Annotated in this window: 13 protein-coding genes and 3 pseudogenes; 7 read left to right on the top strand and 9 right to left on the bottom strand. The window is 61.4% G+C overall.

The window, feature by feature from the left end; all coding sequences use genetic code 11:
• Positions 1 to 19 precede the first annotated feature (19 nt).
• Positions 20 to 214: a hypothetical protein gene (locus TU73_RS25340; protein ID WP_046071958.1), complete on the top strand. Its 195-nt coding sequence runs from the start codon at positions 20 to 22 to the stop codon at positions 212 to 214.
• Between the two features lie 91 nt (positions 215 to 305).
• Positions 306 to 488: a hypothetical protein gene (locus TU73_RS29435; protein ID WP_057014494.1), complete on the top strand. Its 183-nt coding sequence runs from the start codon at positions 306 to 308 to the stop codon at positions 486 to 488.
• Here the strand turns inward: TU73_RS29435 and TU73_RS25330 are convergent.
• Positions 485 to 1,552, bottom strand: coding sequence for an AI-2E family transporter (locus TU73_RS25330; RefSeq protein WP_057014493.1), 1,068 nt, complete (start codon positions 1,550 to 1,552; stop codon positions 485 to 487). The two genes, TU73_RS29435 and TU73_RS25330, sit on opposite strands and share 4 nt — an antisense overlap.
• 174 nt (positions 1,553 to 1,726) lie before the next feature.
• Between TU73_RS25330 and trhP the strand changes: the two genes are divergently transcribed.
• The gene (gene trhP / locus TU73_RS25325; protein ID WP_057014492.1) at positions 1,727 to 3,040 is read left to right on the top strand and encodes a prephenate-dependent tRNA uridine(34) hydroxylase TrhP; all 1,314 of its coding nucleotides are present in this window, start codon (positions 1,727 to 1,729) and stop codon (positions 3,038 to 3,040) included.
• A gap of 4 nt (positions 3,041 to 3,044) precedes the next feature.
• On the opposite strand, the gene TU73_RS29720 is transcribed toward trhP, so the two are convergent.
• The 4 genes and pseudogenes from TU73_RS29720 to TU73_RS25315 all read right to left on the bottom strand — a co-directional run bounded on the left by TU73_RS29720 (position 3,045) and on the right by TU73_RS25315 (position 6,210).
• Positions 3,045 to 3,800: a methyl-accepting chemotaxis protein gene (locus TU73_RS29720; protein WP_371851105.1), complete on the bottom strand. Its 756-nt coding sequence runs from the start codon at positions 3,798 to 3,800 to the stop codon at positions 3,045 to 3,047.
• Between the two features lie 102 nt (positions 3,801 to 3,902).
• A pseudogene (locus TU73_RS29715) lies at positions 3,903 to 4,724 on the bottom strand (cache domain-containing protein); the annotation flags it as partial.
• 57 nt (positions 4,725 to 4,781) lie between these two features.
• A pseudogene (locus TU73_RS29430) lies at positions 4,782 to 4,868 on the bottom strand (outer membrane lipoprotein carrier protein LolA); the annotation flags it as partial.
• Between the two features lie 22 nt (positions 4,869 to 4,890).
• Positions 4,891 to 6,210: a Na+/H+ antiporter family protein gene (locus tag TU73_RS25315; protein WP_162276335.1), complete on the bottom strand. Its 1,320-nt coding sequence runs from the start codon at positions 6,208 to 6,210 to the stop codon at positions 4,891 to 4,893.
• Positions 6,211 to 6,445: 235 nt separating this feature from the next.
• Here TU73_RS25315 and TU73_RS29710 point away from each other — a divergent pair.
• Together TU73_RS29710 and TU73_RS29705 are read left to right on the top strand one after the other, a co-directional pair.
• Positions 6,446 to 7,735, top strand: a pseudogene (locus TU73_RS29710) (methyl-accepting chemotaxis protein); the annotation flags it as partial.
• A 102-nt stretch (positions 7,736 to 7,837) separates the two neighbouring features.
• On the top strand, positions 7,838 to 8,593 hold the full coding sequence (locus TU73_RS29705) for a methyl-accepting chemotaxis protein (RefSeq protein WP_414860424.1): 756 nt from the start codon (positions 7,838 to 7,840) through the stop codon (positions 8,591 to 8,593).
• A 763-nt stretch (positions 8,594 to 9,356) separates the two neighbouring features.
• Here the strand turns inward: TU73_RS29705 and TU73_RS25305 are convergent.
• The 4 genes from TU73_RS25305 to TU73_RS25290 are packed head-to-tail and all read right to left on the bottom strand — an operon-like array spanning position 9,357 to position 11,948.
• Positions 9,357 to 10,670, bottom strand: coding sequence for a sensor histidine kinase (locus TU73_RS25305; RefSeq protein ID WP_057014488.1), 1,314 nt, complete (start codon positions 10,668 to 10,670; stop codon positions 9,357 to 9,359).
• Positions 10,667 to 11,335 (bottom strand): response regulator transcription factor, encoded by a 669-nt coding sequence (locus tag TU73_RS25300; RefSeq protein WP_057014487.1) that lies wholly within the window; start codon positions 11,333 to 11,335, stop codon positions 10,667 to 10,669. Before TU73_RS25300 ends, TU73_RS25305 begins: the two co-directional genes overlap by 4 nt.
• A complete protein-coding gene (locus TU73_RS25295; protein WP_057014486.1) occupies positions 11,335 to 11,646 on the bottom strand; it encodes a PepSY domain-containing protein in 312 nt (103 codons plus the stop codon). The genes TU73_RS25300 and TU73_RS25295 overlap by 1 nt, the downstream gene beginning before the upstream one ends.
• Positions 11,646 to 11,948: a PepSY domain-containing protein gene (locus TU73_RS25290; RefSeq protein ID WP_057014485.1), complete on the bottom strand. Its 303-nt coding sequence runs from the start codon at positions 11,946 to 11,948 to the stop codon at positions 11,646 to 11,648. Before TU73_RS25290 ends, TU73_RS25295 begins: the two co-directional genes overlap by 1 nt.
• Before the next feature lie 157 nt (positions 11,949 to 12,105).
• On the opposite strand from TU73_RS25290, the gene TU73_RS25285 reads away from it, so the two are divergent.
• Together TU73_RS25285 and queD are read left to right on the top strand one after the other, a co-directional pair.
• The gene (locus TU73_RS25285) at positions 12,106 to 13,185 is read left to right on the top strand and encodes a patatin-like phospholipase domain-containing protein (protein WP_057014484.1); all 1,080 of its coding nucleotides are present in this window, start codon (positions 12,106 to 12,108) and stop codon (positions 13,183 to 13,185) included.
• A gap of 80 nt (positions 13,186 to 13,265) precedes the next feature.
• Positions 13,266 to 13,622 (top strand): 6-carboxytetrahydropterin synthase QueD, encoded by a 357-nt coding sequence (queD, locus tag TU73_RS25280; RefSeq protein ID WP_003190259.1) that lies wholly within the window; start codon positions 13,266 to 13,268, stop codon positions 13,620 to 13,622.
• Positions 13,623 to 13,682: the final 60 nt, after the last annotated feature.

Below are 13,682 nucleotides of genomic sequence, written 5' to 3'. Positions count from 1 at the left end.
CAATTAAGGACGATTGCCCATGCCCACGCAAAATCCGCATCGCACCGCCGGTCTCTGCACGTCCAGCAAGGTCTACAGTGCCCTGACCGAACTCAAGCACCTCGAGGGCCACCGCAGTGCGAAGTTCCTCGCCTTGCTGGCCGAAAACCTGGTGCGCAAAGGGCTGCTCAGTGAGCACGAAGTAGTAAGCATGCTCGACCAGGTGGTGGATTAACGCCTGGCGTCGATGTCGACTATCGAGCCAGGTGATTTTTCCCCGGCGCCAGCGCACCGTAAGGTGACCTCCATAACGATTGGAGGTACTTATGCCCACTGTTCAAATCATGTCTGTCATCGGCAGCGCCGTCCCAGCCCCTTTACGTAAGCTCGGCTTGCTCGCCTGTTGGTACGTGGTCCGCGATGGCGAACCAATCAGCGGCCCGCTCACTTCATTGTCCGACGCCGAAACACAGCGCCAACGAGCAGCCGACTTCAGGCTTCAAGCCTAGGGCAAAGGCAATTTGACCCGTGGCTTGGTTTCGACGAACAACGCCCAGCACGACATGAACAACGCCGCCACCAGCGGCCCGATGACGAAGCCGTTGAGGCCGAACACCGACAGGCCACCCAAGGTCGAGATCAGGATCAGGTAGTCCGGCATCTTGGTGTCCTTGCCCACCAGGATCGGACGCAGCACGTTGTCCACCAGGCCAATTACGAATACACCGAAAAGCCCCAGCACCACGCCTTGCCAGATCGAACCACTGAGCAGGAAGTAAACCGCCACCGGCCCCCAGACAATTCCTGCGCCCACCGCTGGCAGCAGGGATAGAAACGCCATCAATACCGCCCAGAGCAATGCACTGGGAATATCCAGGAACCAGAATATAAAGCCGCCCAATGCGCCTTGGGTCACGGCCACCAGCACGTTGCCCTTGACCGTGGCGCGCACCACGCGGTTGAACTTGAGTTGCAGGCGCCGCTTTTGCGGCTCGGCCAGCGGTACCGCGGTGCGCACCTTGCGTACCAGCTCCGGGCCGTCGCGCAGCAGGAAAAACAGCAAGTACAGCATGATGAAAAAGCTCACCAGGAAATCAAACGTGCCCTGACCAAAGCTGAACGCCTGGGAGGCAAAGAACTGACTGCCCTGCATCGCACCCTTGACCACTTTTTCCCGCAGCCCTTCCAGGTTGCCCATGCCGAAGCGGTCGAGCAGGTGTTGGAAGTACGGCGGCAGGAAATGCTTGAATTGCTCGATATAACCGGCCACATCCAGCTTGCCACTCTCAACGTTTTTGTACAGCGTGGCCCCCTCCTGCACCAGCAACGCACTGGTAATAATCACCGGCAGAATCGCGATCACCAGGCACACCATCAAGGTGGTCAGCGAAGTCAGGTTGCGGTTCCAGCCCAACCGCTGCTGCAGGCGGCGTTGCATAGGGGCAAAGATAATGCCGAGGATCACAGCCCAGAATACCGCGCCGTAGAACGGCAGCAATATCCAGATAAAAGCGATGGTCACCAGGGCCAGCAGCAGCAACAGGGTCTTGAATTGCAGGTTGGTTTGATTCATGTCCGATCCATGTCAAAAAAGCAGAGGGCCGGTGTCGGCCCTGTTGCTTAGTCCGCGGCGAAACCCGGGAGTGCCCTTGTTGATCGAACAAGCATAGATCGTCTTGTTTAGACCTGGGTCAATGAACCGCGCGCGCCTCTGCACTACCCTCGCGCCTTTTTGCGACCCACCCCCATGCTCCCGATAATTGCTCCCGAACTGCTCGCCCCTGCTGGCACCCTGAAGAACATGCGCTACGCCTTCGCCTACGGCGCCGATGCGGTCTATGCCGGCCAGCCGCGCTACAGCCTGCGGGTACGCAACAACGAGTTTGACCACGCCAACCTCGCCCTCGGCATCCAGGAAGCCCATGCCCAGGGCAAGCGCTTCTATGTGGTGGTGAACATCGCGCCGCACAATGCCAAGCTCAAGACCTTCCTCAAGGATCTGGCGCCCGTGATCGCCATGGGCCCGGATGCGCTGATCATGTCCGACCCGGGGCTGATCATGCTGGTGCGCCAGCACTTTGCGCAGATGCCGATTCACCTGTCGGTGCAGGCCAATACGGTGAACTGGGCCAGCGTGGCGTTCTGGCAGCAACAAGGGATTTGCCGGGTGATCCTGTCGCGGGAGCTGTCCCTGGAAGAGATCGATGAAATTCGCCAGCACGTACCGGCCATGGAGTTGGAGGTGTTCGTACATGGCGCCTTGTGCATGGCCTATTCCGGACGTTGCCTGCTGTCGGGCTACATGAACAAGCGCGACGCCAACCAAGGCACCTGCACCAACGCCTGCCGCTGGAAATACCAGGCCACGCCCGCGGCGGAGAATGCGACCGGCGATATCGTCCAGCAATATCAGCCGACGCTGGGGATCGGCACGCCCACCGACCAGGTATTCCTGCTGCAGGAAGCCAATCGACCCGATGAATCAATGCCTGCCTTCGAAGACGAACATGGCACCTACATCATGAATGCCAAGGACTTGCGCGCCGTGCAGCATGTGGAGCGCCTGGCGCAGATGGGCGTGCACTCGTTGAAGATCGAAGGCCGCACCAAATCCCACTTCTATTGTGCACGCACCACCCAGGTGTACCGCCAGGCCATCGATGACGCGGTGGCCGGGCGCGCCTTTGATCGCAGCTTGATGACCAACCTGGAGTCCCTGGCCCAGCGCGGCTACACCGAAGGTTTCCTGCGCCGTCATGTGCATGACGAATACCAGAACTACCAGAACGGCAGCTCGGTGTCCGAGCGACAGCAGTTTGTCGGTGAGTTGACCGGCGAGCGTCGTGGCGAGTTGGCTGAGGTCAAGGTGAAGAATCGTTTTGCCGTTGGCGATCACTTGGAATTAATGACGCCTGCCGGCAACTTTCACTTTGACCTGGCCACCTTGCGCAATGCCAAGGATGAAGCCATTGAGGTGGCGCCGGGGGACGGGCACACCGTGTATGTGCCCTTGCCGGCCGAGATGGACCTGCGTTTTGGCCTGCTGATGCGCGACCTGTGAAGGGTCAGATCCTGAACTGACCGACCAACTGCCCCAGGCGCTGGCCCAGATCCGCCAGACTGCGGGAAGTCTGGGCACCCAGCTGGGTTTCATCAGCCACGCTGTCCACCGCCACGGCAATCTGATGCACGCTACGGTTGATCTCTTCAGCCACGGCGGTTTGCTCCTCGGCAGCGCTGGCGATCTGCGCATTCATCGAGTTGATGGTGCCGATCAACTGGGCCATGGTGTCCAGGGACGCCCCGGCCTGGTTGGCCTGGGCCGAGGTGCCATCGCCGGCATCGCTGGAGCGGCGCATTGCGTCCACGGCAGCCTCGGTGCCTTTTTGCAGGCGGTCGATCATACCCTGTATTTCCTGGGTGCTGGTCTGGGTGCGGCTGGCAAGGGCGCGTACTTCGTCGGCGACCACGGCAAACCCGCGCCCGGCCTCCCCGGCCCGTGCGGCTTCAATGGCAGCATTGAGCGCCAGCAAGTTGGTTTGTTCGGCGATGGAGCGGATCACGCTGAGCACACTGACAATCGACGACACATCCTGCTGCAGGCTGTCCAGGGACACGCCACTGCTGCGGATATCGTTCACCAGCGCATGGATCTGCGCGATGCTGCCGTCCACCACACGTTTGGCGGCCTGGCCTTCGGCATCGGTCTGTTGCGCGGCGACAGCGGCGCCTTGAGCACTGCGCGCCACTTCATGGGCAGCGGACGACATCTGGTTGATCGCGGTGGCCACTTGGTCGGTCTCGTGGCGCTGGCGTTCCATGGCTTGCTCGGAGCGCTGGGCCTGGTCGGATACCTGGCTGACCAGCCCGGTGAGCTGGGCGGTCATTTCGGTTATCTGGCGCACCAACCCATGGATTTTATCGACAAAGCGATTGAAGGCACCGGCCAGGTCGCCCAGCTCATCCTGGCTGGTAATCGCCAGGCGGCGGGTCAGGTCGCCTTCGCCAGCAGCGATGTCGTCGAGGTTGGCCTTCATCAGGCTCAGTGGACGCAGGATGGTATTGGCCACCAGCATGCCCACGGCGGCGATTACCAACAGCAATACCACGGCGACGCCGAGGATGCTCAGCAGCACGCCTTCCATGCGTTTCTCGACCTTGGCTTCGACCACCGCCACCTGGGCCTCGATACCATCCAGGTTCACCGAAGTACCGATGACCATGTCCCACTTGGGCAGGTATTCGGTATAGCCGAGCTTGGGTACCAGTTCGGTCTGGCCGGGCTGGGTCGAGCTGTATTGCAGGTAGTGGGTACCGTCCTTGCCGACCTTGACCAGGTCGCGATTGACGTAGACGCCGTTGGGGTCGCGGTTGTCCTTGAAGCTTTTGCCCACGCCGTCCGGGCTGTTGCCCTTGAACAGGCGGATGGTCTCGGAGTCGTAGCCGAAGAAATAGCCGTCCTTGCCGTAGCTGGTATTGGAGAGCAACTTGACCACCTGCGCCCGCACCGCGGTGTCGCCGGGAGCTGCCGCATCGTAAAGCGGCTTGATGGTGGTCATGGCCACTTCGACATAACCTTGCAGGGTGGCCTTGGCGTCGTTGAGCAGGCGCTGGCGGGTTTCATCCACTTCGTTGCGCGCCTGGCCCTGGAGAATCCACACGGTGGTCAGGCTGATGACCACGGCAAACAACAATACAGGCACTACGGCAAGGGCCAGGACTTTGGCCTTCAAACTCAGACGCATGGCTTTTCTCTCTTGTTAGTGGCGACTTGAGAGGTTAACGGCCAGGTGAGTGATTTCTGTAGGAGCGAGCTTGCTCGCGAAGAACCTGAGAACCCTGCGGGGTGTCAGGTTCTTCGCATTATCGTTGACGTTTTTTGCGAGCAAGTTTGCTCCTACAGGGAGTTCATCAGAGCGTCATCGCGGCCAGCCACCCAAACACCAGCAGCGGGATGTTGTAGTGCAGGAAGGTCGGCACCACGGTGTCCCAGATATGGTGGTGCTGGCCATCGACATTCAGGCCGGAGGTGGGCCCGAGGGTGGAATCCGACGCAGGCGAGCCCGCATCGCCCAGCGCACCGGCGGTGCCGACAATGCACACGATGGCCAACGGGCTGAAGCCCAGCTGCACACACAACGGCACGAAAATCGCCGCGAGGATCGGCACCGTGGAAAACGACGAGCCGATGCCCATGGTCACCAGCAGCCCCACCAGCAGCATCAGCAACGCCCCTACCCCACGGCTATGGCCGATGAACGCCGCCGAGGCTTCTACCAGCGAGCGCACGTCACCGGTGGCTTTGAGCACTTCGGCAAAGCCCGACGAGGCGATCATGATGAAACCGATCATCGCCATCATTTTCATGCCTTCAGTGAACAGGTCATCGGTGTCGCGCCAGCGCACGATGCCCGATACCGAGAAGATCAGGAACCCGGCCAGGGCGCCGATGATCATCGAGTCCAACCACAGCTGGATGATAAACGCCGAGGCAATTGCCAGGCCGGCCACCAGCAGGGTCAGAGGGTTGTACTGCACCGCCACTTGCTCGACGCGCTCGATTTTTTCCAGGTCGTACACGCGCTTCTTGCGGTAGCTGATAAACACGGCCACCAGCAGGCCGACCACCATGCCCAACGCGGGCAGGCCCATGGCGTGGGTGACATTGACCTGGCTGATGTCCACCCCGCTCTTGGCCACGTTGGCCAGCAAAATCTGGTTGAGGAAAATATTGCCGAAGCCCACCGGCAGGAACATGTACGGCGTGATCAGGCCGAAGGTCATCACGCAGGCGATCAGGCGGCGGTCCAGTTGCAGCTTGGTCAGCACATACAGCAGCGGCGGCACCAGCAGCGGGATAAACGCAATATGGATCGGCAGGATGTTCTGCGAAGCAATCGCCACCACCCACAAGAGGCCGATCAACAACCATTTGACGTGGCTGCCACCGCTGGCTTCCTGGCGATCGACCAGCAGCAAGGCTTTGTCTGCCAGCGCGTGGGCCAAGCCGGACTTGGCAATTGCCACCGCGAAAGCACCGAGCAATGCGTAGGACAAAGCCACGGTTGCGCCGCCACCTAAGCCGCTGTTGAAAGCTTTGAGCGTGGCGTCGATCCCCAGGCCACCCGTCAAGCCGCCCACCAGGGCGCCAACAATAATGGCGATGACCACATGCACGCGGGACAGGCTGAGTACCAGCATGGTGCCGACCGCGGCGATGACTGCGTTAATCATGGTTACCTCAAGCAAAAACATAAAAGACAGGCATGCCCGCGCACGGCCATGGGAACAACTGCCGGCGTGCAGGCTTGAAAGAGGTCTTATTAGAGGGCGCGCACTTTGCAGCAGGCAGGCGCGCATGTCAAAAAACGACGCCGCTTTGAGGGTTAAATTGATCGTTTGAATAAAGAACCACGCACGCCGGCCGATAAGTTGTTTCCATGTGCTTTCAGGTAAGGATGTCCCGATGTCGCTCAGGCAGCTCTCCATTCAATGGAAAATCACCCTGCTCGCGGGCCTGTGCCTGCTGGGGATCGTGACCCTGCTGGTGGGTCTGTCGCTGTATCGCATGGCGCAGAGCTCGGAGCAGGTCAAGGCCTCCAGCATGCAGATGCTGGACGAAGCCGCCCAGGCGCGCATCGAGGCCCAAGGTGAAGTACAGGCGCTGGGCATTCGCCAGCAGTTCATGGATGCCTACCAGTACGGTCACGGCTTTTCCCGCCAGGTGCTGTTTCTGCGCGAGCAGGCAGAGAAGCGCTTTCTCGATGCTTTCGACACCCGCGAGGACCTGACCCGCCAGGTCAAGGCCGCGCTGCAAGCCAACCCCGACCTGTTGGGTTTGTCCCTGGTGTTCGAAGCCAACGCACTGGACGGCAAGGACGAGTTGTTCGCCAACCAGGCGGAACTGGGCAGTAATGACAAAGGCCGATTCGCCTTGTACTGGTCGCAGCCGACGCCGGGCAAGATCACTTCGATGGCGCTGCCCGAAAGCGACATGACCGACACCTCCGTCAGCCCCAGCGGCGAAAAAGCCAACGCCTGGTTCACCTGCCCGCGCACCACGCTCAAGCCGTGTGTGATCGAACCCTACTTTTATGTGATCGACGGCCAGGACGTGCTGATGACCAGCATCGTGTTCCCGCTGATGGTCAATGGCAAAGTCATCGCCTCACTGTCGGTGGACATCAACCTCAACAGCCTGCAGGCCGTGAGCCAACAGGCCAGCCAGAAGCTGTACGACGGCCAGACCCAGGTCAGCATCCTCAGCCCGACCGGTTTGCTTGCCGGCTATAGCCCGGATGCCAGCAAGCTCAGCCAGCGCCTGGCTCAGGTTGATACGGCCAGCGGCGCGCAGTTGGTCAGCGCCTTGGCCAGCAGTACTCAAACCCACAGCCTGCGTGCCGGTCATCAGCTCAAGGTCCTGGCGCCCTTTGCGCCGATCCCTGGGGGCAAGCCGTGGGGCGTGTTGCTGGATGTACCGGAAAAAGTCCTGGTGGCGCCCGCCGAGGCGTTGAAAACCCAGCTGGACGCTGACAATACCAAAGGCACCCTGCTGGAGCTTGGCCTGGGCCTGCTGGCCGCTGTGGTAGGCCTGATACTGGTGTGGCTGATGGCGCGCAGCGTGACCCGGCCGATCCTCGGCGTGGCACACATGCTTGAAGATATCGCCAGCGGCGAAGGTGACCTGACCCGGCGCCTGGCCTATGACAAGCAGGACGAACTGGGCCAGTTGGCCGGCTGGTTCAACCGCTTCCTCGACAAGCTGCAACCGATCATTGCCGAGGTCAAACGCTCGGTGCAGGACGCCCGTGGCACCGCCGACCAGTCCGCCGCGATTGCCACGCAAACCAGCGCCGGCATGGAGCAGCAGTACCGTCAGGTAGACCAGGTGGCCACTGCTTCCCATGAAATGAGCGCCACCGCCCAGGACGTAGCGCGCAGCGCTGCCCAGGCGGCCCAGGCTGCACGGGATGCCGACCAGGCGACCCGCGAAGGCTTGACCGTGATCGACCGCACCACCGTTAACATTGGCGACCTCGCCGCCGACATGAGCACCGCCATGACCCAGGTAGAAGGCCTGGCCGCCAACAGTGAAAAAATCGGCTTGGTGCTCGAAGTGATTCGCGGCATCGCCGAGCAGACCAACCTGCTGGCGCTCAACGCCGCCATCGAGGCCGCCCGTGCCGGTGAAGCCGGTCGGGGCTTTGCCGTGGTCGCCGACGAAGTGCGCAACCTGGCGCGACGCACCCAGGAATCGGTGGAAGAAACCCGCCTGGTGATCGAACAACTGCAAAGCGGCACCACTGACGTGGTCGGCTCCATGGGCAACAGCTATCGCCAGGCCCAAGGCAGTGTCGAACAGGTCGGTCAGGCCGTCACGGCCTTGCGCCAGATCGGCGACGCGGTCACGGTGATCAGCGACATGAACCTGCAGATCGCCAGCGCCGCCGAAGAGCAAAGCGCGGTGGCCGAAGAGATCAACAACAATGTGGCGACCATTCGCGATGTGACCGAGTCGCTGTCGGAGCAGGCCAATGAATCGGCGCGGGTCAGCCAGGCGTTGAACAGCCTGGCGAATCAACAGCAGGGGTTGATGGATCAGTTCAGGGTGTAAGTGGGAGGGGGCTTGCCCCCGATGGCGCTGGGTCAGCCCCAGATGTATTTACTGACACGCCCTCATCGGGGCATAGGTATCTACACAACTTTATATCAGCCGACCCAACCGTAACCACGATGCGAAGCGAGCCGCTCTTGATCTTGATCTCAGGCGCCCCGTTAAACCACGCTGGCCGGAATTCGACAGGGATTTGGGGGGTAAACCGGCAGGGATGCCGGTTTAGCCGCCCCGCGCCATGGATGGCGCGTGGCGGCGGCCCCCCAAATCACTGGCGAATTACGGGCACACCGAGCCTAGGCGAGGTGCCGAGTGGTGGGGCAAGAGCCCTTTGGTTACTTTGGGGCTCTTTTCCAAAGTGACCCGCTGTCAGAGCGGAACCCTAAGTGGCCGTTACCGCAGGAATGGATATGTACCCGGTATAGCTGTGTCGCCTGTCAGGCCGCCTTCGCGAGCAAGCCCGCTCCCACAGTTTGATTGCGGGGTGTCAGGTAGATTGGCATCGGCTGGCAGGCCGCCTTCGCAGGCAAGCCAGCTCCCACATTTGGATCGCGGTGCGTCAGCTAGATCAGCGTCGGCTGTCAGGCCGTCACGGGAGCAAGCTCCCTCGCCACAGATTTAGCCTCGTGCCGAAGTTGTGTAGATACCCATGCTCATCGGGGGCAAGCCCCACATTTGGATCGCGACGCCTCAGTTGGGCAGCCGTTGACTGTCAGGCCGCCACGGGAGCAAGCCCCCACACTTTTAGAGATTCATCTGGGCATTACCGCTTGGGTAATTCGATCAGTACCTTAAGCCCACCCAGCTCACTCTCCTGTAACTGCAACGTCCCGCCCCACACCTCGACGATGTCCCGCACGATCCCCAACCCCAGGCCATGTCCGTCAATTTGCTCGTCCAGTCGCGCGCCGCGGCCCAAGACCTGGTTACGCTGGGCTTCGGGAATACCGGGACCGTCGTCCTCCACCACCAACCGGTAGCCTTGCTGGGTTTCGCTGACGCTCAGCCGAATATCGGCATCCGCCCACTTACAGGCGTTATCCAGCAGATTGCCAAGCAATTCCAGCAAGTCCTCGCGGTCCCAGGGCAATTGCAGGCCCGGCGAAACGTGATAGCTGAGATCAAGATGGTCGCCATGGATCATGTTCAAGGTCGCCAGCAGGCCGGGCAGTTCTTTTTCACAATCAAACAATGCACCCGGCAGGGTTTCGCCAGCCAGCCGTGCCCGGTTGAGCTCGCGGTTGAGGCGTTGCTGGATTTGCTCCAGTTGGCCGCGCAATAGCTGGCTCAACTGCGGATGATCCTTGAGCGCCTCACTGGAGGCCGCGCTCAGCAATACCGCCATTGGGGTTTTCAGCGCATGCCCCAGGTTGCCGAGCGCATTGCGGGAACGCTTGAGACTGTCTTCGGTGTGCGCCAGCAAATGGTTGATCTGCGCCACCAGCGGTTCCAGCTCCAACGGCACCTGGGTGTCGAGCTGCGAGCGCTGGCCCTGTTGCAGTTGGGCGATCTGGTTACGCGCCGTCTCCAGTGGGCGCAGGGCGCGGCGCACGGTGACTCGCTGCAGGACCAGCACCAGCAGCAGCGCCGCCAGCCCCATCACCAGGCCAATCTGGCGCATCAGGCGAAAACTCTCCCGCACGGGCGTGTAATCCTGGGCCACGCTGATGGAAATCGGCAGGCCGAAGCGCTTGTAGTCCGAACGCAACACCAGCAATTGCTGGCCTTCCGGCCCCAGCTGCAGGTTGCCCTTGAGCCCCGCCTCGGGCAGCCTGGGCAGTTCCTGGTCCCAGAGTGAACGGGAACGCCAATGGACATCGGCAAAGTCGATCCGGAAATAATGCCCGGAGAACGGTCGCTGATAGGCCGGTGACAGGCGTTGCTCATCCAGCTGTACGCCGTTTGGCCCACGCACCAGCGCCACCAGCAGGTTCTCACTGTCGTTGCGCAGGCCCGCTTCCAGGTAACGCTGCAAACCGGCCTCGAACAGCCACAGGCTGGTTTGTGCCAGCACCACGCCGACGCCCACCATCACGCTGATCAGGCCCAGGCTCAAACGCCGCTGGATCGACTTCATGCCGGGGCGGCGCCAAACCGGTAGCCCTGGCCGCGCCGGGTTTCTATCACACTGCGCCCCAGCTTGCGGCGCAGATGGTTGACGTGCACCTCCAGCACATTGGAGTCTCGCTCGGTCTCGCCATCATACAAATGCTCGGCCAGGTGGCTTTTCGACAGGATCTGTTCGGGGTGCAGCATGAAGTAGCGCAGCAAGCGAAATTCGGCCGCCGTCAGCTGGATCTCGGCGCCATCGCGCAGCACACACTGGCGCCCTTCATCCAGATGCAAGCCTGCGGCCTGCAGGGTGGGCTGGTTGGAGTGGCCGTGGGAGCGTCGCAACAGCGCCTGGATGCGCAGGTAGAGTTCTTCGGGGTGAAAGGGTTTGCTCAGGTAATCATCGGCGCCGGCCTTGAGCCCTTCGATACGCTCGGCCCAGGAATCGCGGGCGGTGAGGATCAATACCGGGATGGCCAGCTTAGCGGTGCGCCATTGCGCAAGCACATCAAGCCCGGGCAAACCGGGCAGGCCCAGGTCGAGGATGATCAGGTCATAGGGTTCGCTGCGACCTTGATACGCGGCGTCGCGGCCATCGGCCAGCCAGTCGACCGCATAGCCTTGGCGCTGCAAACCGGCCAGCAACTCGTCAGCCAGGGGCACGTTGTCTTCCACCAGAAGCAGGCGCATCAGTCCTCCTCATCTTTGATCAGATTACCGTTGGTGGCGTCCAGTTTGATCTCACGCACCACGCCTTCGGTGGTCACCAGTTCCACTTCGTAGGCATATTGGCCGTGTTTCTTTTCCAGCTCGGCCTCCAGCAGCCGCGAGCCGGGGTAACGCGCCATGGCTTGGTGCAACAGTTGCTCCAGCGGCAGGATCACGCCCTGCTGGCGCAGGGCCAGGGCTTCATCCTGATTGAGGTCGCGGGCCGCCAGGCTGGAGCAAAAAACCATGAGCACCAGCGCCACTCGACTGCCCACGCGTAAATTAACCTTCATTACGTATCCTGATGATTCTTGAGAACCTGCCCGGTGAGCGCGTCCAGTTCAACGTCCCATTCAATGCCGTTGCGATCTTCCAGTTCGACTTCATAGACGTACTTGCCGTATTCCTCATCCAGGTCGGTGCCCAGCAGCGTCGAGCCAGGGTGCAGCGCCAGGGCTGTGGCGTCCAATTGGTCAAAGGCGACAATAGTAACAGTGGCGGGGACGATCAGTGGCTTGTCCGGGTCCACGGCTGTGGCCTGGGTCGCCGTAACCATGATGATAGCGGCGGCGCCCAGAACAGTGAGGCGCGTCATGATAAGTCTCCGTTACAGGATGTTTTCCTACGCCGTCACCCTACCTGCTGCAACTTAACTGAAACTGAATTGCCACCATGGCAATTGCGCGCAAGCCGTTTCTCCCACCATTTGCGATATTTTCTATAATGCCCCGTTCGCCCAATCAGAGACCGGTATGACAGCCATCCATATCAAGTTCCCTGCCTTGACCCTCAAGGCCGGCAAACGCGCCTTCGCCCGCATTCGCGAGCGGGGTCTTGCGCCTGCCGACGTCGGCATTCTCCCCGGTGCGGCTGGCGACCCCAAGGCCTTGGGCATCCAGGGCCTGGACCTGGCGCTGTTTGGTGACTGGCTACCCCGCGTGCCGCGCGAGCGTGCGCTGATCGGCGCGTCCATCGGTTCCTGGCGGTTCGCCAGCGCCTGCCTGCCCGACCCTGTGCAAGGCTTGCTGGACCTGGGCCGCCTGTATAACGAACAGCGCTTCGCCAAAGGCGTGACCATGGCCGACGTCAGCCAGAGTTGCCAACGCATGCTCGATGACCTGCTGGCTGGCCGTGATGCGCGCATACTGGACAACGCCGACTATCGCCTGAACATCATGGTGGTCAAGAGCCACGGCCTGCTCGCCGACGACCACCGTGGACGACTGGGGCTGGGCCTGTCTTCGGTGATCGCCGATAACTTGCGCAGCCGCGCACGGCTGTCGCGGCATTTCGAACGGCTGATCATCCACGACCCGCGCCAGCCACCGCCAGTGCATCCCCTTCAGGATTTCCCGTCGCGCTTCCTTAGCCTGGAATTGGGCAACCTGCGCCAGGCGCTGCTTGCGTCCGGCTCGATCCCCATGGTCATGCAAGGTGTGCGCGACCTGCCTGGGGCCGGGCCCGGCACCTATCGCGACGGTGGCCTGCTCGACTATCACCTCGACCTGCCCTACCACGGCGATGACATAGTGCTGTACCCGCACTTCACTGACCGGGTCATCCCCGGCTGGTTTGACAAGGGCCTGCCATGGCGACGCAGCAGCCCGCAAGGCTTGCAGGATGTGTTGCTGCTGGCACCCTCCAGGGACTACCTGGCTCGCCTGCCCTACGGCAAACTGCCGGACCGCAGTGATTTCAAGCGTTTCATGGGCGATGACCCGAGCCGCAACAAGTATTGGCAAACCGCGATGAGCGAGAGCCGGCGACTAGGGGATGAGTTTTTGGCCTTGGCGGACAACGGCGCGCTGGGTGACCGGTTGCTTGCCCTCTAACGGTAGGAGCGGTGTGCGCAGGGGCTGATCAAGCTGTTAAACTCGCCGACTGCCAGACACCTGACCGAGCTGAAAACACTGTGGAAATCTTCAAGGAATTTACATTCGAATCCGCCCATCGCCTGCCCCACGTGCCGGAGGGCCACAAATGCGGGCGCCTGCATGGGCATTCGTTCAAGGTTGCGATCCACCTGAGCGGCGACCTGGATCCCCACACCGGCTGGATTCGCGACTTTTCGGAGATCAAGGCGATTTTCAAGCCGCTCTACGAACGCCTCGACCACAACTACCTCAATGACATTCCCGGCCTGGAAAACCCCACCAGCGAAGTGCTGGCCAAGTGGATCTGGAATGAATTGAAGCCCTTGCTGCCCGAGCTCAGTGCGATTCGTATCCATGAAACCTGCACCAGCGGTTGCATCTATCGCGGCGAGTAAGCGATCGCGTGTCGGAAAACCACCTGCGGGGGGTTTTTCCGAAGTGCCAGTAAAGTCTTT

This window comes from Pseudomonas libanensis, assembly GCF_001439685.1.
In the GTDB taxonomy this organism is placed as follows: Bacteria; Pseudomonadota; Gammaproteobacteria; order Pseudomonadales; family Pseudomonadaceae; genus Aquipseudomonas; species Aquipseudomonas libanensis.
This window is presented reverse-complemented; position numbering and strand designations above follow the sequence as displayed.

Coding starts and splice junctions, on each gene's coding strand:
- TU73_RS25290 (WP_057014485.1), bottom strand. CDS start 11,948: ATGACGCGCCTCACTGTTCTGGGCGCCGCCGCTATCATCATGGTTACG.
- TU73_RS29720 (WP_371851105.1), bottom strand. CDS start 3,800: ATGGAACGCCAGCGCCACGAGACCGACCAAGTGGCCACCGCGATCAAC.
- TU73_RS25285 (WP_057014484.1), top strand. CDS start 12,106: ATGACAGCCATCCATATCAAGTTCCCTGCCTTGACCCTCAAGGCCGGC.
- TU73_RS25330 (WP_057014493.1), bottom strand. CDS start 1,552: ATGAATCAAACCAACCTGCAATTCAAGACCCTGTTGCTGCTGCTGGCC.
- TU73_RS25340 (WP_046071958.1), top strand. CDS start 20: ATGCCCACGCAAAATCCGCATCGCACCGCCGGTCTCTGCACGTCCAGC.
- TU73_RS25305 (WP_057014488.1), bottom strand. CDS start 10,670: ATGAAGTCGATCCAGCGGCGTTTGAGCCTGGGCCTGATCAGCGTGATG.
- TU73_RS25300 (WP_057014487.1), bottom strand. CDS start 11,335: ATGCGCCTGCTTCTGGTGGAAGACAACGTGCCCCTGGCTGACGAGTTG.
- TU73_RS25295 (WP_057014486.1), bottom strand. CDS start 11,646: ATGAAGGTTAATTTACGCGTGGGCAGTCGAGTGGCGCTGGTGCTCATG.
- TU73_RS29705 (WP_414860424.1), top strand. CDS start 7,838: ATGGAGCAGCAGTACCGTCAGGTAGACCAGGTGGCCACTGCTTCCCAT.
- trhP (WP_057014492.1), top strand. CDS start 1,727: ATGCTCCCGATAATTGCTCCCGAACTGCTCGCCCCTGCTGGCACCCTG.
- TU73_RS29435 (WP_057014494.1), top strand. CDS start 306: ATGCCCACTGTTCAAATCATGTCTGTCATCGGCAGCGCCGTCCCAGCC.